Genomic DNA, 20315 nt, shown 5'->3' with positions numbered 1-20315 from the left:
TCGTATGTGGGGGGCGTGGCGCCTCATCCGCGGATGGGGACGCTCAAAGCTGTTTCATCAGCACGAGCGACTTGCGCTGCCAGTTATAGAGGCGGCGGCGGTCTTCGGGCAGGTCGTCCACCGTCGCCTTGACGAAGCCGCGCTTCAGGAACCAATGCTCGGTGCGCGTGGTAAGCACGAAGATGCGCGTGAGGCCACGCGCGCGCGCGCGCTGCTCGACGCGGCGCAAGAGGCGCTCCCCGTCGCCGGAACCCTGTGCTTCGGGCGACACCGTGAGGCACGCCATTTCGCCGATACGCTCCTGCGGGTACGCATAGAGCGCGGCGCAGCCGAACAGCACGCCGTCGTGCTCGATCACCGAGAAGTGGTCGATGTCGCGCTCGATCTGGTGGCGCCCGCGCCGCACGAGCGTGCCGTCCGTTTCGAGCGGTTCGATCAGCGTGAGTATGCCGCCGACGTCGTCGGGCGTCGCTTCGCGCAGGCTCTCCAGGTTCTCGTACGAGATCATGGTGCCGACGCCGTCGTGCAGGAACAGTTCGAGCAGCACGCTGCCGTCGAGCGCGTAGGGGATGATGTGCGCGCGCCCCACGCCGCCGCGGCAGGCGCGAATGGAGTGCTTCAGATAGAAGCCCGCGTCGCCGAGCAGGGTGCCGGTTTCCTGCAGCTTATAGGCGTCGTCGAGGGACATTTCGCGGATCAGTTCGCCTTCCTCGTCGATCAGGCCCTGCGTTTCCGTGAGGAAAATGATCTTGTCGGCGCGCAGCGCGATGGCCGCCGCCGAGGCCACGTCTTCCATCGACAAATTGAACGCCTCGCCCGTGGGCGAGAAGCCGAGCGGCGAGAGCAGCACGAGCTTGCGGCTCGCGAGCGAGTGGCGGATCGAGTCGGCGTCGATCTTGCGCACGACGCCCGTATGCTGGAAGTCGACGCCGTCGAGAATGCCGACCGGACGCGCGGTCACGAAGTTGCCCGATACCACGCTGATGTGCGCGTGGGCCATGGGTGTGTTCGGCAAACCCTGGCTGATCGCGGCTTCGATGTCGAGGCGCACTTCGCCGGCGGCTTCCTTCGCCGATTCGAGTGCGCGCGCATTCGTGATGCGCATGCCGTGCGAAAACTCGGACTCGACGCCATGCAGGCTCATCTGCTCTTCGACCTGCGGACGCGAACCGTGCACTAGCACGATCTGGATGCCCATGGCCTGCAGCAGCGCGATGTCGGCGACGAGCGCGTTAAGCAGGTTCTGGTGCACGACCTCGCCGCCGAAACCGACGACGAAGGTCTTGCCCTGGAACGCGTGGATGTAGGGCGCGACCGATCGCATCCAGTCGACGAACTGCGCGTGCTGCGCCATGAGCTGCGAGGCGGAATCCGCAGCGGCGGCGGAGGCCGGCGCGCTGGCGGTGGCGGGGACGAGGTCGGTTTGGGAATTCATGCCCGGGATTATAATGCGCCCCCATGTCGAATGTACCCAAAAGACCTGCCTCGGCGCAGGGCGGCAACACCCCCGAAGGGAAAGACGCGGCGCACGGCGGCGCGCAGGAAAAACGTGCGTCGCAGAAGTATGGCGACGGTCAGAAGCCGGCGTCGGCGGACCGGCTTGCCGCGCTCGTGGGGGCGGGGGCGCTGGGCGGTGCGCGCGTGCAGGACAAGCGCGGCGCCCAGGCGAAAGCCGGAACGCCCAACCCGGCCGCGACGCAATCCGCGCAAGGCGAGGCGCGCGGCGGCGAGGTTTCCGTCGAACGCGCGGCGCAGCCGCGCAAAGGCGCGGCGCCGCCGTCCACGCGCGCGGACAGCGCAGACGATATGCGCCGCGAAGCGCCGCGCATCGAATCGACGACGCGCCGCGCGCCGCGCGAACCGGATCGCGACGCGCGCGGTGCGCGTCCGGCGCCGGACAGCGCGCAACGCCCGCAGCGCAACGAGCCGCGCGCGCAACGACACGCTGCGCACGACGCCACCAACGAGCAGAAGCCGCCGCGCCCGGCAGAACGTCCGCCGCATCGCGCACAGCAGGAGCCATTGCAGCGCGAGGGTACGCCGCCCCCTGCGCGCAGCGAACGGAACGCCGACCTCGCCGCGCCCACGCAAGGCGAACGCAAGCCGCGCAGCGAACGGCCTGCGCGCGCGAAGGCCGAGCCGAACGCGGTCCCGCCCATCGCGTTCCCCGAAGCGCTGCCGGTCTCGGGCCGCCGCGAGGAGATCGCGCGCGCGATCGCCGAAAACCAGGTCGTGATCGTGAGCGGCGAGACCGGCTCGGGCAAGACCACGCAGTTGCCGAAGATCGCGCTCGCGCTCGGGCGCGGCCTCGGCGCGGGCGGCACGGGCCTGATCGGCCACACGCAGCCGCGCCGGATCGCGGCGTCGGCCACGGCGCGGCGCATCGCCGACGAACTCAATACGCCGTTCGGCGAAGTGGTCGGCTACAAGGTGCGCTTCACCGACAACCTCTCGCCGGGCGCGTCGGTCAAGCTGATGACCGACGGCATCCTGCTCGCCGAAACGCAGACCGATCCGCTGCTGAAGGCCTACGACACGATCATCATCGACGAGGCGCACGAGCGCAGTCTCAACATCGACTTCCTGCTCGGCTACCTGAAGGAGATCCTGCCGCGCCGGCCGGACCTCAAGCTGATCGTGACCTCGGCGACCATCGACGCTGACCGCTTCGCGCGCCACTTCGGCAGCGACGAGAAGCCCGCGCCCGTGATCGAGGTGAGCGGGCGGCTTTATCCCGTCGAGGTGCGCTATCGCCCGGTGCAGGAGGACAGCCCGGCGGTGAAGAACGCGCAGGGCACGACGGGCCGCGAAAAGGGCGCGAAGTCGCAGCGCGAATCGGGCCGGGACCGGGACCGCGACCTGATGGAGGCGATCGTCGATGCCGTGGACGAACTCTGCCGCGAAGGCAGCGGCGACGTGCTCGTGTTCCTGCCCGGCGAGCGCGAGATTCGCGACGCCGCCGAGGCGCTGCGCAAGCACCATCCGCCGCACACCGAAATCCTGCCGCTTTTCGCGCGTCTTTCCGCGCAGGAGCAGGAGCGCGTGTTCAGGCCGTCGAACGCGCGCCGCATCGTGCTCGCGACCAACGTCGCCGAAACCTCGCTCACGGTGCCCGGCATTCGCTACGTGGTGGACACGGGTCTCGCGCGCGTGAAACGCTATTCGTACCGCAACAAGGTTGAGCAACTGCAGATCGAATCGATTGCACAGGCGGCCGCGAACCAGCGCGCAGGCCGCTGCGGACGCGTCGCGGACGGCATCTGCATCCGTCTCTATGAAGAGCAGGATTTCCTGTCGCGCCCAAAATTTTCCGATCCGGAAATTTTGCGTTCGTCGCTCGCGGCGGTCATCCTGCGCATGAAGTCGCTGCACCTCACGGCGATCGAGACGTTCCCGTTCATCGAGCCGCCGCCGGGCCGCGCGATCGCGGACGGTTATCAACTGCTCAACGAACTCGGTGCCGTCGACGACGACAACGCGCTCACGCCGCTCGGCCGCGAGCTGGCACGCCTGCCGCTCGATCCGCGCGTGGGCCGCATGATTCTCGGCGCGCGCGACGAGCAGGCGCTGCGCGAAGTGCTCGTCATCGCGAGCGCGCTCTCGGTGCAGGACCCGCGCGACCGGCCGATCGAGGCGCAGGAGCAGGCCGACCAGGCGCATCGCCGTTTCGCCGACGAGCGTTCGGAATTCCTCCAGTGGCTCAAGATCTGGGCGTGGTTCGAGGACGCCGTCGCGCACAAGAAGTCGAACCGGCAACTGGTGGACGCGTGCCGCGCGAATTTCCTCTCGCACCTGCGGCTGCGCGAATGGCGCGACGTCCACTCGCAACTGCTGACCGTGGTGCGCGAGCACGGCTGGCGCATCAACGAAGCGGACGCGACTTACGAGCAGATCCATCACGCGCTGCTCACGGGTCTGCTCGGCAACATCGGCCTGAAAGCCGACGACGAACCGCATTATCTCGGCGCGCGCGGCATCAAGTTCCATCTGTGGCCGGGTTCGGCGCTCGTGAAGAAGGCGGGGCGCTGGGTCGTGGCCGCCGAACTCGTCGAGACGAGCCGCCTCTACGCGCGCTGCATCGCGAAGATCGAGCCCGAGTGGCTCGAAAAGGTCGGCGCGCATCTGCTGAAGAAGTCGCTTTCCGAGCCGCATTGGGAAAAACGCGCGGCGCAGGTCAGCGCGTTCGAGCGCGGCGTGCTCTATGGCCTGCCCGTGTATCAACGCCGGCGCGTGGCGTTCGGCAGGCAGGACCCGGCGCGCGCGCGCGAACTGTTCATCCGCGGCGCGCTCGTCGAAGGCGAGTTCGACACGAAGCTCGCGTTCTTCGCGCATAACCGCAAGCTGCTCGCCGACATCGAGCAGCTCGAGCACAAGTCGCGCCGCCAGGACGTGCTCGTCGACGACGAACTGATCTTCGGCTTCTACGATCAGGCGATTCCCGAGGGCATCTATTCGGGCGCGTCATTCGAGCGCTGGTATCGCGACGAGGTGAAAAAGAGCGGCCGGCCCGAGGACAAGCTGCGTCTGCTTTACCTCTCGCGCGACGACTTGATGCGCCACGAGGCGGCGGGCGTGACGACCGACCTGTTTCCGAAGCGCATGACGATGTCGGGCGTGGCGATGGCGCTCACGTATCACTTCGAGCCCGGTTCGCCGCGCGACGGCGTGACGCTCGCGGTGCCGCTCTACGCGCTCAACCAGGTCGATGCGCGGCGCGGCGAATGGCTCGTGCCGGGGATGCTCAAGGAGAAGGCGCAACTGCTGCTGAAGTCGCTGCCGCAGAAGCTGCGCCGCCATTGCGTGCCGCTGCCCGAGTACGCGGCCGGTTTCGCGGAGCGTGCGGGCGGCGAGCGCTTCGGCGCGGGCGGGCTGCTGGAGGCGTTGATCGCCGACGTGCGCGAGCAGAAGCAGATCGCGCTGAAGTCGGCGGACTTCAAGCTCGAAACGCTGCCCGCGCATCTGTTCATGAACTTCAAGGTCGTCGACGAGCACGGACGGCAGCTCGCGATGGGCCGCAACCTCGCGCAATTGCGCGCGGAACTCGGCGCGCAGGCGCAGCAGCAGTTCCAGAAGCTCGCGAGCGCGACGGCGCTGGCCGCTCTGGAAACGCACGCGCAGGGCGGTCAAAGTGCTTCGACGCCTGCGCAGCCCGTGCGCGAAGCGGGCGGCAGCAACACGCCGCGAAAGGGCAATGCGCCCCAGGTGCCGCACACGGCGCCCGCGGCGGGCGAAACGATGCCTGCCACGGCGCTGTACGAAAACCTCACGACCTGGAATTTCGGCAAGCTCCCGGAACTGCTCGAAATCCGCCGCGGCGGGCAGACGTTGTTCGGTTATCCGGCGCTCGTCGATCGCGGCACGCATTGCGACGTCGAAGTGTTCGACTCGCCGGAGGAGGCCGCGCGTATTCATCGTGCGGGATTGCGGCGTCTGTTCGCGCTGCAGTTGCGCGAGCCGATCCGCTACCTGGAGAGGAATCTGCCGGGGCTGCGCGAAATGGCGATGCAGTTCATGGCGCGCGCCACGCAGGAAGAACTGCGCGACCAGCTGGTCGAACTCGCGCTCGACCGCGCCTGTCTGCAAGACCCGCTGCCCGACGACGACGCGAGCTTCCACGCGCGCAAGGACGAAGGCCGCGGCCGCCTTTCGCTGCTCGCCCAGGAAATCGCGCGGCTGGTGGGCCAGATTCTCGCCGAATACGCCTCGCTGACGAAAAAGCTCGTGCAGGCCAAGGCCTTCGGCGCGCCGGCGGCGGACATGCAGGCGCAGGTCGACGCGCTCATCAGCAAGCGCTTCATTCTGGAGACGCCGTATGCGCAGCTCGTGCATTTCCCGCGCTACCTGAAGGGCGTCGCGCTGCGCATCGACAAGCTGCGCGCCGACCCGGCACGCGACGCGCGTCAGGCCGCCGAATTCCAGCCGCTCGCGCAGCAGTATCAGCGTGCGCTTTCGCAGCGCGGCGGCGTGTTCGATCCGCGTCTTTCGGAGTTCCGCTGGCTGCTCGAAGAGTTGCGCATCTCGCTTTTCGCGCAGGAACTGCGCACGCCGATGCCGGTTTCGGTGAAACGCCTTTACAAGGTTTGGGAATCGATGCAGCGATAGACCGTCCCGGGCGCTTTACGGGCCATAACAATTCTTCGAAAAAAAGGGGCGCTTAATCGCGCCCCTTCATATTTCAAGGGGCCTACGTCAACCTTGCGCACAGGTAGACGTTCTACAATCACGAATCTGCCCGGGAACGATTCTTCATGCCGAACCACAACACTCTTAACCGCGTCGCCGTCAAGGTCGCCGCCGTTGCACTCGCGTGCGCCGCCTTTGCCTGCGCGACCGCTCGCGCGAACGACATCATCGTCCTCAATTCGGGCGAAGCCACGCTGAGCCTCATCGACGACAAGACACACGAAGTCGTCGGCACCGTGCCCACGGGCAAGGAGCCGCACCACCTCTTTCCGACGCCCGACAACAGCTCGCTGATCGTCGCCAACTCGGTGTCGAACAACCTGCTGTTCGTCGACCCGAAAACGGGCAAGCCGCAGCGCTGGGTCGAGAATGTGGAAGACCCGTATCAGCTCGGCTTCTCGCCTGATCGCAAGTGGTTCGTCACAACGGGCCTGCGGCTCGACCGCCTCGACATTTACCAGTACGGCGGCGGCAGCAACATCACGCTCGCGAAGCGCCTGCCGCTCTCGGCCATGCCGAGCCACCTCGCGTTCACCAACGACAGCCGCACCGTGTTCGTTTCGCTGCAGGTGTCGGGCGAGATTGCGGCAGTCGATTTGCCCACCCAGAAGGTGCTCTGGAAAATGAAGGTCGGTCCCGCGCCGGCGGGCCTGTGGCTCACGCCCGGCGACAAGTACCTGCTCGTCGGCATGACCGGCGCCGATTACGTCGCGGTGGTGGACTGGCGCAACCAGAAGGTCGTCAAGACGATCCAGGTGGGCAAGGCCGCGCACAACTTCCGCTCGCTCGTGGACGGCCGTCACGTGCTGGTGTCGAGCCGCGTGTCGAACGTCATCAGCATCATCGACGAAGAAACGCTTGAAAAGACCGGCGAGATCAGCGGCCTGATGCCAGGACCCGACGACATGGAACTCACCGCCGACAAGCGCTACCTGTGGGTGACGTTCCGTTTCGCGAAGCACATCGGTTTGATCGACATGCAGACGAAGAAGCTCATCAAGACGATTGCCGTGGGCCGCTCGCCGCATGGCATCTACTTCTACGACCGCGCGCCCGTCACGGCGCCGAACGGGGCTTAAGGGCCTTCGCGCGATGGGAGCGTCTGTCCTGGCATTCGTCGCGCAAGCAGGCCACGCAGTGGTCTCGGGTGCCGACGACCTCGTGTCGTGGCTGCAGACGCTCCTCTACGTGAACGCGGTGCAGCCGCTGCTCTTTCGCGTCGGCATGATGGACGTGGACGAAGAGACCTACGACGCGCTTTACTGGGTGATCGCCGGTTTGCTCGAAGTGGGTCTGATGTACGCGCTGCTGCGCCCGCTCGAAGCGGTCGTGCCAGCGGAGAAGTGGCGCGACCGCAAGGGCGTGGGCGTCGACGCGCTCTACACCTGGATTACGCGCCTCGGCATCCTGAACCTGCTGTTCTTCTTCACGATGCAGCCGTTCTTCGACCGCGCGCAGAGTGCGCTGCGGCTCATGGGCGTGATGACCGTGGACCTCGACAATCTCTGGCCCGGTGTGACCACGCAGCCGCTCGTGGCGTTTGCGATCTACCTCGTGGTGCTCGACTTCTTCAGCTACTGGTATCACCGGCTTTCGCATCGCTACGGCGTCTGGTGGGAACTGCACGCCGTGCATCACAGCCAGCGCAAGATGTCGCTCTGGTGCGACGACCGCAATCATCTGCTCGACGTGCTGGGGCAGTCGTGCATGTTCGCCGCCGTCGCGCTCGTGATCGGCGTGCCGCCCGCGCAGTTCGTCGGGCTCGTCGCGCTCACCAACTTCGTGCAGAGCGTGCAGCATGCCAACATCCGCGTGCATTTCGGCTGGCTTGGCGAGCGGCTTGTCGTGAGCCCGCGTTTTCATCGCCGCCATCACGCCATCGGCTACGGTCACGAAGGCACCCACTACGGCTGCAACTTCGGCGTGCTGTTTCCGTGGTGGGACATGATGTTCGGCAGCGCGTCGTTCAATCGCGAGATCGAGCCCACCGGCATACGCGACCAGCTCGAAGGCGCGCGCTATGGTGAAGGATTTTGGGCGCAGCAGGCCTATGCGTTTTCGCGCATCGCGCGGCGCCTGCGCTCGCGCGCTTGCGCCGGCGCCGCCACGGCCGCGCAAGCCGAGGCGCGCGACGACGCCACGGTGACCTGAGCGCGCACCTTTCAGCTTCGTTCGCCGGTCCTTCCCGCCGTTCGTCCCCGTCTTACCCGCCTTGCGCGCGGTGGTTTATGCTGTCTGCTTGCCCGCACCGATTTCGCCGACACCGTGTTCTCCGCCCATCTCTTCCGCCGCATTCCGCTCGCATGAACGACCTGTTGCGCTCGTTTGGACGCGCGCTCGCGAGCGTGTTCCATCCCGCCATGCTGCTCCTCACGTTCGTGCCGTTCTTCGTGGCGGCAGCGGTGTGGGGCGCCGTGCTCTACATGTTCTGGCAGCCGCTGCTCGATTTGATGCGCGGCGTGCTCGCGAACTGGCCGTCGATGGCCTACGTCTATCATCTGTTCGACGCGCTCGGGTTCGGCTGGCTTCGCGCGACGATCGCACCATTTCTCGTCATCATCCTGACGATTCCGCTCATCGTCATCACCGTGCTGTTGCTGATCGTCACGATTTCGATGCCGCGCGTGATCCGCCATCTTTCGAAGCGCCAGTACGCCACGCTCGAGCCGCGGCACGGCGGCAGCTGGTACGGCAGCCTGTTCTATTCGCTCGTCACGACCGTCGTCTGCCTGATCTTGATGGTCGTTACGCTGCCGCTCTGGCTGATCCCGCCGTTTTTCGCGCTCATTCCGCCGCTGCTTTGGGGCTGGCTCACCTATCGCGTGATGACCTATGATGCGCTCGCGCTGCATGCCAGCGTCGAGGAGCGCCGCGCGCTGGTGCGCGGCCATCGCTTGCCGCTGCTCGTGATCGGCGTGGTGAGCGGGCTGCTCGGCTCGCTGCCCACGGCGATCTGGGCCGTCTCGGCGTGGCTGCTCCTGTTCTTCCCGGTGCTCGCGGCCGTGACCATCTGGATCTACGCGTTCATTCTGGTGTTCACGGCGCTCTGGTTCGGCCACTACTGCTTGCGCGCGCTGCAACGCCTGCGCGCGCACGAAGTGCAGCAGGGGTCGGGCGACGTGACGATCGTGCACTAACGCTCAATCAGCAAGACCAATCAACGAGGCGACACATGGCATTTGGCGTCATCATCATCGGCGACGAGATTCTTTCGGGGCGCCGCTCCGACAAGCATCTGCCGAAGGTCATCGAATTGCTCGGCGCGCGGGGCCTCTCGCTCGAGTGGGCCCAGTACGTGGGCGACGATCCCGCGCGCATTACCGAGACGCTGCGGCGCTCGTTCGCTTCGGGCGATATCGTGTTCTCGACGGGCGGCATCGGCGCGACGCCGGACGACCATACGCGGCAATGCGCGGCGGCCGCGCTGGGCGTGCCGCTCGCGCTGCACCCCGACGCCGGGGCAGCGATCCGCGAGCGCATCCGCGACATGCACACGGGCGCCGGTCCCGTGGACTACCAGTCGCCCGAGAACCTGCACCGCTTGCAGATGGGCACGTTCCCGCAGGGTTGCGAGATCATCCCGAACGGCTACAACAAGATTCCGGGTTTTTCGATTCACGACCACCACTTCGTGCCCGGCTTCCCCGTGATGGCCTGGCCGATGATCGAGTGGGTGCTCGATACGAAGTACGCGCATCTGCATCACCAGACGCCGCACGCGGAGAAGTCGCTGCTCGTGTTCGAGCTGCCGGAATCGACGCTTACGCCGCTCATGGAGCGCATCGAGCGCGACTTCCCGGGCGTGCGCGTGTTCAGCCTGCCGAGCGTGGGCGACGCGGAACGCGGCGGCATTTACGCGCGCCGGCACATCGATCTGGGGGTGAAGGGGGAGCCGGAGGCCGTGGCGGCCGCTTTCGTGAAGCTGCGTGAAGGTGTGCACGAACTGGGCGGCGACGTGGTCGAGCCGGCGGCGCCGGACGAGGCCTCGGCCGATCGCTAGCGCCGCAGCGTGCCGCGCGCGGGTTCACGGTCGGCGTGGCAACACGGCGGCGCATCATCGGCGTGTCACACGCGCCGCTCAGAGTGGCCCGTTGGGTTGGATCGGGCGCGGTCTTAAGCGCCGATCCATGGCAGGCCGCGGAAGCACCAGCCCGTCACGGTCTTGCGATGGCCCTGGCTGTCCTTGTCGCCTTCGAAGCCTTCCAGCAGATCGTAGGCGCGCGTGAAGCCGGCTTTTGCGGCTTCGATGGCCGCGAGCTTGGAGCGCGCGGCGCTGCGGCACAGGAACAGCACGGGCGCGTCGGGGTCCACGGCGCTCTTGAGCTGGGCGAGGAACTCGGGGTTGGGCACGCCGCCCGGATAGCGGGTCCATTCGACGTGCGCGTACTGGCCGTCGCCCACCACGGGACGGCCGACCCAGTCGAGTTCCGCGCGTGTGCGCACATCGACGAGGCGCGAGCGCGGATCGAGTTGCAGGAGCTCGAATGCCTCCGCGGGCGATACCGCGCCCGCGTAGGGCAACTGGTTCTCGACGCGGCGCTTCTCGGCTTGGGCGTACAACTGTTCGAGCGTACTCATGACAACGGATCTCCTGTTACGCGTGGACCAAAAAGTTATTCTAGCGCGGGGGGACCGGGCGGGGCGGCGGCAGCGGGCAGGGAAACGGCGATGCTCCGCAAGCGTACGCGCACGCTTGCGACATCAAAAGCGGTTGCATTAAGTTGGTGCAAATTTGGCGTAATGCACCATAATTGATTGTATTTCGCGCGCCAAATTCGGGATTGCACAGAATTGGTGCCGAAGAGCCGGCGGGTTAGCGGCTCCATCAGGGCGCTGCGCATGATTTTTCACTGCAAGTGCGCGTCGCGAAAGGGTTTTGCGCCAGCTTGGCGCATGCGTGGCACAAAAGCTGCTTTATACGTCGCGATCGATTCGCAGCCGGCTGCCGGGATGAGAAGCGCAGACCTGGGAACCAGGCGGCCGGCGAGGATCAGCAAGATTGGGACGGCGGCAGCGTTCGCCAAAATCGTTAATCAGGAGAATAGGTTATGAGTAAATCCGTGGCCGACGTCATGCAGCTCGTCAGGGACGAAGACGTCAAGTTTGTCGACTTCCGCTTCACGGACACGCGCGGCAAGGAGCAGCACGTCTCGGTTCCGCTGTCGGCATTCGACGAAGACAAGTTCGAGTCGGGCCATGCGTTTGACGGTTCGTCGATCGCCGGCTGGAAGGGCATCGAAGCCTCGGACATGCTGCTCGTGCCGGATCCCAACACGGCCTTCATCGACCCGTTCTACGAAGAATCGACGCTCGTGCTGACCTGCGACGTGGTCGAGCCGGCCGACGGCAAGGGCTACGAGCGCGACCCGCGCTCGCTCGCCAAGCGCGCCGAAGCTTACCTGAAGAGCACGGGCCTCGGCGACACCGCCTACTTTGGCCCGGAACCCGAATTCTTCATTTTCGACTCGGTCCAGTGGAACACGGACATGTCGGGCTCGTTCGTGAAGATCGGCTCGGATGAAGCGCCGTGGTCGTCGGCGCGCGAAATCGAGGGCGGCAACACGGGTCACCGTCCGGGCGTGAAGGGCGGCTACTTCCCGGTCGCGCCGGTCGACTCGTTCCAGGACATCCGCTCGGAAATGTGTCTGCTGCTCGAACAGATCGGCATTCCGGTCGAAGTGCACCACCACGAAGTGGCGGGCCAGGGCCAGAACGAAATCGGCACGAAGTTCTCGACGCTGGTTCAGCGCGCCGACTGGACGCAACAACTGAAGTACATCGTCCACAACGTCGCGCATACGTACGGCAAGACGGCGACGTTCATGCCGAAGCCGATCGTCGGCGACAACGGTTCGGGCATGCACGTTCACCAGTCGATCTGGAAGGACGGCCAGAACATGTTCGCGGGCAACGGCTACGCCGGCCTCTCCGAGTTCGCGCTGTTCTACATCGGCGGCATCATCAAGCACGCGCGCGCGCTGAACGCCATCACGAACCCGGGCACGAACTCGTACAAGCGTCTGGTGCCGCACTTCGAAGCGCCGGTCAAGCTCGCTTACTCGGCCCGCAACCGTTCGGCGTCGATCCGTATTCCGCACGTCTCGAATCCGAAGGGCCGCCGTATCGAAACGCGCTTCCCGGATCCGCTGGCCAATCCGTACCTGTGCTTCTCGGCCCTGATGATGGCGGGTCTGGACGGCGTGCAGAACAAGATCCACCCGGGCGAAGCCGCGGACAAGAACCTGTACGACCTGCCGCCGGAAGAGGATGCAAAGATTCCGACCGTTTGCGCGGGCCTCGACCAGGCACTGGAAGCGCTCGACAAGGATCGCGAGTTCCTCACGCGCGGTGGCGTGTTCACCGACGGCATGATCGACGCGTACCTCGCGCTGAAGGAAGCCGAACTGCAACGCGTGCGCATGACCACGCACCCGGTCGAGTTCGAACTGTACTACTCGCTGTAAATGGCGATGGCGCTTCGCTGGACTCCACTCAGCGAAGCGCCGGTTCAGTTCGTCCGACTCGCAGGGCATGTGCGAAATGGTCTCGAAGGGACGGCGGTGCCGTCCCTTTTTCGTTGAACCGCTCGCCGACGAACGACCACGATTTACGACCAGGACCGTTGCCGGCGCCGCATGGCCGCCGGCCTGAAACATGGTGCTCAAGAATCTGATCAAGGCCAGAAAGGGCCACGCGGATCCGCTCTCGGACGAAGCGCCGCTCGTCGATTCGGGCTTGCTGCCCGGCTTCGAGGCGCTGCCGACAGTCGTGCTCGTCCTCGACAAGCGCACGCTGCGCGTCGCGTTTGCGAATCCTTCGGCCGAGGCGATGCTCGAACTCTCGCGCCGTCAGCTCGCGCAGATGGCGTGGTCCGATCTCTTCTCGAACGCTGACGAGTTGCTCTCGACGATCGCGTCGATCGCCGCGCATCGTTTTCATGCGACGCGGCTCGACGCCTCGCTCGAACGCCCGGGCCGCGAGCCGCTGAACGTGCACGTGGTGGTGGGCTTTCTCGAGAGCGCGCCCGACTACGTGCTGCTCGAACTCTTCGAGAACGAGCGGCACCTGCGCAGCGACCGCGAGGAGCGCATTCACGACCTCACCGCCGTGAACAAGCACCTTATCCGCAATCTCGCTCACGAGATCAAGAACCCGCTCGGCGGCATTCGCGGCGCGGCGCAGCTGCTCGAATTCGAGCTCGGCACGCTGCAGCGCGACGAACTGCGCGAGTACACCCAGGTGGTCATCAAGGAGTCGGACCGCCTGCAGACGCTCGTGGACCGGCTGCTCGAGCCGCACCGGCATCCGCACATCGTCGGCGACGTGAACATTCACGAAGTGTGCGAGCGCGTGCGCGCCGTGATCCTCGCCGAGTTTCCGCGCGGCCTCACGATCGAGCGCGACTACGACGTGAGCGTGCCCGATCTGCGCGGCGACAAGGAGCAACTGATCCAGGCACTGCTGAATATCGTGCGCAACGCGGCGCAGGCGCTGCGCGTGCGCATTTCTCAGGGCGACGCGCGCATCGAGTTGCGCACGCGCATCGCGCGCAAGGTCACGATTTCAAAACGCCTGTGCAAGCTGGCATTGGACTTGCATATCACCGATAACGGGCCCGGCATTCCCGAGGACATCCGCGACCGCATCTTCTATCCGCTCGTCTCTGGACGCGAGGATGGCAGCGGTCTCGGCCTCACGCTCGCGCAGACGTTCGTCCAGCAACACGACGGACTCATCGAAGTCGACAGCCGGCCGGGCCATACCGAATTCCAGATCCTGCTGCCGCTCGATTGCTGAACGATAGCGGGACCTGACCGTAGATTTGCACGCCACCAGGACTTCTGACCGACCTTATGAAGCCGATCTGGATAGTAGACGACGACCAATCGATCCGCTGGGTGCTCGAAAAGGCACTCGCGCGGGAGAACTTCGCCACCCGCAGTTTTTCGAACGTGCGCGAGGCCGCGAGCGCGCTCGATCACGACAGCCCGCAGGTGCTCGTCTCCGACATCCGCATGCCGGGCGGCTCGGGCCTCGAGCTGCTGCAAACCGTGCGCGAGCGCCTGCCGGGTTTGCCCGTCATCATCATGACGGCGTTCTCGGACCTCGATAGCGCGGTAGCGGCATTTCAGGGCGGCGCGTTCGAGTATCTCGCCAAGCCCTTCGACGTCGACAAAGCCGTCGAGCTGATTCGCCGCGCCGTGGACGAAAGCATGCGCGGCGAACAGCACTGGGACGACCGTCCCGCCGAGGCGCCCGAGATGCTCGGCCAGGCGCCAGCCATGCAGGACATGTTTCGCGCCATCGGGCGGCTCTCGCACTCGGCGGCCACCGTGCTCATCACGGGCGAGTCGGGCACCGGAAAGGAGCTTGTCGCGCGCGCCTTGCACCGGCATAGCCCACGCGCGAACGGTCCGTTCATCGCGCTCAATACGGCGGCCATCCCGAAGGATCTTCTGGAATCCGAACTGTTCGGCCACGAGCGCGGTGCGTTCACGGGCGCGCAGGCCATGCGCCAGGGCCGCTTCGAGCAGGCCGAGAACGGCACGCTGTTCCTCGACGAAATCGGCGACATGCCGTTCGATCTGCAGACGCGCCTCTTGCGCGTGCTCTCGGACGGGCAGTTCTACCGCGTGGGCGGCCACAACCCGCTGCGCGCGAATGTGCGCGTGATCGCCGCGACGCACCAGAACCTGGAAACGCGCGTGCGTCAGGGGCTGTTCCGCGAGGACTTGTATCACCGGCTCAACGTGATCCGTCTGCGTCTGCCCGCGCTGCGCGAGCGTAGCGAGGATATTCCGCTGCTCACACGCCACTTTCTGCAGAAGAGCGCGCGCGAGCTGGGCGTCGAGCCCAAGCGCGTGTCGGACGAGGCCCTCGCGTATATGTCGTCGCTGCCGTTTCCGGGCAACGTTCGTCAGCTCGAAAATCTCGCGAACTGGCTCACGGTGATGGCGCCCGCGCAAACCATCGAGATCAAGGATCTGCCGCCCGACCTCATGCCCGCGCACGGCGCGCCGGGCCTCGCCGCGGCGCCGGGTGACGCGGTTGTGGCCGCCGAGGCGGCGGGCGCGGTGGCCGTCGGCGCGGCGGGCGTGTCGCCGGTGGCGAGCACGGTGGCCGGCGCGGGCGGCGTGCCCGGCGCCATCGGCGGTGCGGTGTTCGGCGCGCCTGGATTCGGCGCGGCCAACGGCGCCGTCGTGTCGCCGCTCAGCGTGTGGGAGAGCGGTTTGCGCACGGAAGTCGCGCGTCTGCTGCGCGAGAACAGCGCGGACGTCATGGACGAACTCTCGCGCCGCTTCGAAGCCGCAGTGATCCGCGAGGCGCTCGACTTCACGCGCGGACGCAAGGTCGAGGCGGCCGAGCGTCTCGGCATAGGCCGCAACACCATTACGCGCAAGATCCAGGAGCTCAATCTCGAATGAGCATTGTGCATCGGGCGGGACTCGTGCCACGCGAGCCGGCCCGATGCGCGGTGCGCCGGCGTGCGCGCAGGGCATAATCGACGCTGTTTTCCTGTCGACGACCGATCATGCCCGTGACTTCCCCCTGGCCCGCCGAGGCCGATCCGTTCCTTTCCCTCGAATCGCTCGACGACCCCGCCGCCATGGCGTGGGTCGAGTCGCAGAACGCGCGCACGCGCGCTGCGTGGCAGGGCGGCGCGCGCTTCGAAGCGCTCGAGAAGCGCCTTGCGCAAGCCTATTTGCCGCGCGAGCGGCCAGTGATCCCGAGTCGCTGGCAGGAATGGGCCTACGATCTCTGGGAGGATGAAGACAACCCCAAGGGCCTGTGGCGCCGCGCGCTTTGGGCCGACTGGCGCGCGCACAAACCGCAGTGGCAGACGCTCATCGACTTCGACGCGCTCGGCGCGCAAGAGGGCGTGCCCTGGGTGTGCGCGGGCATCGACATCCTCTACCCGGATGGCGACCGCGCGCTGGTCCAGCTTTCCGATGGCGGCGCCGACGCCGTCATCGTGCGCGAATTCGACATCGTGCGTCGCGCATTCGTGGACGATGGCTTCGCCATCTCGAAGGAAGGCAAGCATACGATTTCATGGATCGATCGCGATACGGTCTACGTGGGATGGGACGCGGGCGGCAAGAGCGGCAAGAAGATGCTCACGCGCTCGGGCTACCCGCGCGAGGTGCGCCGCTGGACGCGCGGGACGGCGCTCGCCGATGCGCCCGTGGTGTTTCGCGGCGAATTCGGCGACATCAGTGTGGAAGGCGATTACGATCCCGTGGAGAAGCGTCACGACGTGGTGCGCAGCGTCGACTTCTTCGATTCATACACGTATCGTCTCGATGAGCGCGGAGACTGGAAAGCGTACGACGTGCCCGCGCACGTCGCGGTGGGTGCGTGGCACGGATGGCTGCTTCTGGAGCCGCGCCTCGACTGGACGATTTCGGGTACCACGTACGAGGGCGGCGCGCTGCTCGCGATCCGCGAGGACACCTTCCTCGCGGGCGATCGCACATTCACGGCCCTGTTTACGCCCACGCCCGTCACGTCTGCATGCGACTGGACCAATACGCAAAACGTCTTGATCGTCTCGTGGCTCGACGACGTGCAGAGCCGCACGATGCTGTGGCAACCGCGGCACGCGGACGGCGCGTGGCGCTGGGAATCGCGCCTGTTTCCCGCGCGCGCGAGTTCGCAGGTCGATGTGTCGCCTGTCGAGGACACCCTCAACGACGAAGTGTTCGTCGACGTGGACGACTATCTGCTGCCGCCCGAATACTGGCTCGCCGATCTCGCCGGGACCGATCTCCAGCAATGGGAGTTGCTCGACCGCTGGCCCAGGCAGTTCGACGCCGGTCCGCTCACGGTGATCCGTTCGCACGCGCGCTCCGCCGATGGCACCAGCGTGCCGTTCACGGTGGTCGGGCCGAGGGCGGTGCTCGAAGGCGAGGGGCGCAAGCCGTCTGCGTGTCTGCTCACGGGCTATGGCGGTTTCGCCATTGCGCTCACGCCGCAGTATCTCGTGGGCTCGGGCATCGGCTGGCTGGAGCAAGGCGGCGTGGTGGCGATCGCCCACATTCGCGGTGGCGGCGAGTATGGCACGGCATGGCACGTCAAGGCGCAGCGCGAGCACCGGCAGCGCTCGTTCGACGACTTCATCGCGGTGGCCGAACAGTTGATCGCCGATGGCTATACGAGCGCCGCGCAGCTTGGCATCAAGGGCGGCAGCAATGGCGGGCTGCTCGTCGGCGCGTGCATGGTGCAGCGCCCCGAGCTATTCGGCGCGGTGGTCTGCGAAGTGCCGCTGCTCGACATGCAGCGCTATCCGCTGTTGCATGCGGGCGCGTCGTGGATCGACGAATACGGCGATCCTGAGGATACCGAAGAAGCACGCGCACTCGCCGCGTACTCGCCTTACCATCGCGTGAAGCCGGACGTTGCGTATCCGCCCTCGCTGTTCACGACGTCGACGAGCGACGACCGCGTGCATCCCTCGCACGCGCGCAAAATGGTCGCGCGCATGCAGCAGCAGGGGCACGCGAACGTCTGGTATCTGGAGAACACCGAGGGCGGGCATGGTCCCGGCAGCGATTCGCTCGAGCGCGCGCAATACGACGCGCTCGTTTATCGCTTCCTGTGGACCACGCTCGCGGGGAACTGGTAAGGCGCGCTCAGTCGCCCACATCGAGGCCGGCGACCACCGGCGTGTGGTCGGACGGCTGTTCCCACTTGCGCGGCACCTTGTCCACTTCGCACGAAGTGAGGTGCTGCGCGAGCGCGGGCGAAAGCAGGATATGGTCGATACGCAGGCCCGCGTTGCGGCGAAACGCGAACATGCGATAGTCCCACCACGTAAAGGTCTTTTCGGGCTGCTCGAACTGGCGGAATGCATCGACGAAACCCAGTTCGATGAGGCGGCGGAACTGCGCGCGTTCCTCGGGCGAGACGAGGTTCTGGCCTTCCCAGGCCTTCGGGTCGTGCACGTCGCGGTCTTCGGGCGCGATGTTGTAGTCGCCGAGCAGCGCGAGCTTCGGGTAGCGCTGCATTTCCTGCGCGAGCCAGTCGTGCATGGCGTCGAGCCATTGCAGCTTGTACGCGAACTTCTCGGTGCCCGGCGCCTGGCCGTTGGGGAAGTACGCGCTCACGAGGCGCACGTCGCCCACGGTCGCGGCGATCACGCGCTGCTGCGGGTCCTCGAAGCCGGGAATGTTGCGCACGACCGTGGCTTCGTCGACGAAAAGGCCGTCGCGCACGAGAATGCCCACGCCGTTATAGGTCTTCTGGCCAGCGAACCAGCTGCGGTAGCCATGCGCTTCGAGATCGGCGCGCGGGAATTTGTCGTCGGTGAGCTTCAGCTCCTGAAGGCAGAGCACGTCGGTCTTGCTCTCGTTGAGCCAGTCGATGACGTGCTGCAGACGGACCTTGAGGGAGTTGACGTTCCAGGTGGCGATTTTCATGAGAGGCTCGATAGAGTGGCTGCGCGCGATGCGTTGCGGCGGAATGCGGCAAAGCGCACACCGTCCGGGCGACGCGCGCGACGCGCCATTATCGCCTGCTTCGCGCGGCGGGCGGCAGCCGCGTCACCATTCCTCGATCCATGGCCGCAGATCGAGTTCGTGCGTCCATGCGTCGCGCGGCTGCTGGTGCAGCGTCCAGTAGGCGTCGGCGATGTGCGCGGGGTCGAGGATGCCGTCGCGTTCCTTGAGCTTGTAGCGCTCGGGAAAATTCTCGCGGATGAACTCGGTATCGATCGCGCCGTCGACGATGATCTGCGCGACGTGGATGCCCTGTGGTCCGAGTTCGCGCGCCATCGACTGCGCGAGCGCCCGCAGCGCATGCTTCGCGCCCGCGAACGCGGCAAAGCCGGCGCGTCCGCGCACGCTTGCGGTCGCGCCCGTGAAGAAGATCGAGCCGCGTTCGCGCGGCAACATGGCCTTGGCGGCTTCGCGCCCCATCAGAAAGCCGGCGAAGCAGGCCATTTCCCACACCTTGTGATAAACGCGCGCCGTGGTTTCGGTGATCCCGAAGCGCACGTTCGCGCCGATGTTGAAGATCGCCACCTCGATGGGCGCGATACGCGCTTCGATATCGGCGAAAAGCGCCATCATGTCCTCCTCCTTGCGCGCATCCGAGCCGAACGCATGGGCGATGCCGCCTTCGGCTTCGATCTGCGCGACGAGCGGCGCGAGCTTGTCGGCATGGCGGCGCGTCACGCACGCGATGTAGCCCTCGCGCGCGAAGCGGCGCGCAATGGCGCCGCCGGTGGCGTCGCCGGCGCCGATCACGAGCACGGCTTTCTTTTGCGTCATGGTGCTTGTCTCCTTGCCGGAATGGCTCCGGCCATCAATGTGTCCTGGCGGTATTCGCGAGGCGCAATCGATAACGGCACCCGCTTTCGGGTATCTTAGGACGTCGCCGCCGGGACGAACGGGCAACGCGTTCTGCGATGTGGATCGTGACGACGGCCATATCCGCATGGAGGAGAGACGATGGCAGACGTGAAGGTTGAGTTCCTGTTCGACTTCGGCAGTCCCAATGCTTACCTGAGTCACAAGGTGATTGGCGGCATCGAGGCGCGGCAGCAGGTGCGCTTCGACTACGTGCCGGTGCTGCTGGGCGGTCTCTTCAAGCTGAGCGGCAATCGCTCGCCGGCGGAGGCGTACGCGGGCATCGCGAACAAGCAGAAGTTCATGCAGCTGGAGATGCGGCGCTTCATCGAGCGGCACGGGCTCGCCGCTTATCGCCACAACCCGCACTTTCCCGTGAACACGCTGCAAATCATGCGCGGCGCGATGGCTGCGCAGCGCGACGGCACTTTCGAGCGCTACGTGGACCGCATGTTCGCGCACATGTGGGAAGAGGGCCTCAAGATGGACGATCCCGCCGTGATCGGCGCGGCGCTCGAAGCGGATGGCCTCGACGCCACCGCGTTCGAAACGGCGATTCGGGATGCCGGCGTAAAAGCCGCGCTGCTCGCGAACACGCAGTCGGCGTTCGAGCGCGGCGCATTTGGCTCGCCGACTTTTTTCGTGGGCGACGAAATGTACTTCGGCAAAGACCAGTTGCGCGACGTCGAGGAAGCAATCGCACGCGTGAAGTCGCACGCGTGAGCCGTCGATCCCGATGATCCGCATATGGCGCAAAAGCGGGCGCTGCATGGCCGCTCCCGC

14 protein-coding genes are annotated in these 20315 nt (G+C 66.2%); 10 read left to right on the top strand and 4 right to left on the bottom strand.

Features of this window, described 5'->3' with window-relative positions; all coding sequences use genetic code 11:
• Positions 1 to 43: 43 nt before the first annotated feature.
• Positions 44 to 1435 (bottom strand): amino-acid N-acetyltransferase, encoded by a 1392-nt coding sequence (gene argA, locus BLU17_RS05770; RefSeq protein WP_091995654.1) that lies wholly within the window; start codon positions 1433 to 1435, stop codon positions 44 to 46.
• A gap of 23 nt (positions 1436 to 1458) precedes the next feature.
• Here argA and hrpA point away from each other — a divergent pair, with 23 nt between their 5' ends.
• The 5 genes from hrpA (at position 1459) to BLU17_RS05745 (ending at position 10183) form a co-directional block, all read left to right on the top strand.
• Positions 1459 to 6102, top strand: coding sequence for an ATP-dependent RNA helicase HrpA (gene hrpA, locus BLU17_RS05765; RefSeq protein WP_245746731.1), 4644 nt, complete (start codon positions 1459 to 1461; stop codon positions 6100 to 6102).
• 146 nt (positions 6103 to 6248) lie between these two features.
• Positions 6249 to 7262 (top strand): YVTN family beta-propeller repeat protein, encoded by a 1014-nt coding sequence (locus BLU17_RS05760; RefSeq protein WP_091995652.1) that lies wholly within the window; start codon positions 6249 to 6251, stop codon positions 7260 to 7262.
• A 13-nt stretch (positions 7263 to 7275) separates the two neighbouring features.
• Positions 7276 to 8334: a sterol desaturase family protein gene (locus BLU17_RS05755; RefSeq protein ID WP_091995650.1), complete on the top strand. Its 1059-nt coding sequence runs from the start codon at positions 7276 to 7278 to the stop codon at positions 8332 to 8334.
• Between the two features lie 152 nt (positions 8335 to 8486).
• Positions 8487 to 9320, top strand: a complete 834-nt coding sequence (locus BLU17_RS05750) for an EI24 domain-containing protein (protein ID WP_091995648.1) — start codon at positions 8487 to 8489, stop codon at positions 9318 to 9320.
• A gap of 35 nt (positions 9321 to 9355) precedes the next feature.
• Positions 9356 to 10183, top strand: a complete 828-nt coding sequence (locus BLU17_RS05745; RefSeq protein WP_091995646.1) for a competence/damage-inducible protein A — start codon at positions 9356 to 9358, stop codon at positions 10181 to 10183.
• A 113-nt stretch (positions 10184 to 10296) separates the two neighbouring features.
• Here the strand turns inward: BLU17_RS05745 and BLU17_RS05740 are convergent, their stop codons facing one another.
• The gene (locus BLU17_RS05740; RefSeq protein WP_091995644.1) at positions 10297 to 10761 is read right to left on the bottom strand and encodes a rhodanese-like domain-containing protein; all 465 of its coding nucleotides are present in this window, start codon (positions 10759 to 10761) and stop codon (positions 10297 to 10299) included.
• 470 nt (positions 10762 to 11231) lie between these two features.
• Between BLU17_RS05740 and glnA the strand changes: the two genes are divergently transcribed.
• From glnA to BLU17_RS05720, 4 genes are all read left to right on the top strand, one after another.
• Positions 11232 to 12647 (top strand): type I glutamate--ammonia ligase, encoded by a 1416-nt coding sequence (glnA, locus tag BLU17_RS05735; RefSeq protein ID WP_091995642.1) that lies wholly within the window; start codon positions 11232 to 11234, stop codon positions 12645 to 12647.
• Positions 12648 to 12837: 190 nt separating this feature from the next.
• On the top strand, positions 12838 to 13980 hold the full coding sequence (gene glnL / locus BLU17_RS05730) for a nitrogen regulation protein NR(II) (RefSeq protein ID WP_091995640.1): 1143 nt from the start codon (positions 12838 to 12840) through the stop codon (positions 13978 to 13980).
• Between the two features lie 56 nt (positions 13981 to 14036).
• On the top strand, positions 14037 to 15608 hold the full coding sequence (gene ntrC, locus BLU17_RS05725; protein ID WP_091995638.1) for a nitrogen regulation protein NR(I): 1572 nt from the start codon (positions 14037 to 14039) through the stop codon (positions 15606 to 15608).
• A gap of 107 nt (positions 15609 to 15715) precedes the next feature.
• Positions 15716 to 17809: a prolyl oligopeptidase family serine peptidase gene (locus BLU17_RS05720; protein ID WP_091995636.1), complete on the top strand. Its 2094-nt coding sequence runs from the start codon at positions 15716 to 15718 to the stop codon at positions 17807 to 17809.
• 7 nt (positions 17810 to 17816) lie between these two features.
• On the opposite strand, the gene xth is transcribed toward BLU17_RS05720, so the two are convergent.
• Together xth and BLU17_RS05710 are read right to left on the bottom strand one after the other, a co-directional pair.
• Positions 17817 to 18602, bottom strand: a complete 786-nt coding sequence (xth, locus tag BLU17_RS05715) for an exodeoxyribonuclease III (RefSeq protein WP_091995634.1) — start codon at positions 18600 to 18602, stop codon at positions 17817 to 17819.
• A gap of 123 nt (positions 18603 to 18725) precedes the next feature.
• The gene (locus BLU17_RS05710; protein WP_091995632.1) at positions 18726 to 19454 is read right to left on the bottom strand and encodes an SDR family oxidoreductase; all 729 of its coding nucleotides are present in this window, start codon (positions 19452 to 19454) and stop codon (positions 18726 to 18728) included.
• Positions 19455 to 19634: 180 nt separating this feature from the next.
• Between BLU17_RS05710 and BLU17_RS05705 the strand changes: the two genes are divergently transcribed.
• Entirely contained in the window at positions 19635 to 20255 is a 621-nt protein-coding gene (locus BLU17_RS05705) for a 2-hydroxychromene-2-carboxylate isomerase (RefSeq protein ID WP_091995630.1), read from the top strand.
• The last annotated feature ends 60 nt before the right edge of the window (positions 20256 to 20315 follow it).

This window comes from Paraburkholderia lycopersici (assembly GCF_900096975.1).
Lineage (GTDB): Bacteria > Pseudomonadota > Gammaproteobacteria > Burkholderiales > Burkholderiaceae > Paraburkholderia > Paraburkholderia lycopersici.
This window is presented reverse-complemented; position numbering and strand designations above follow the sequence as displayed.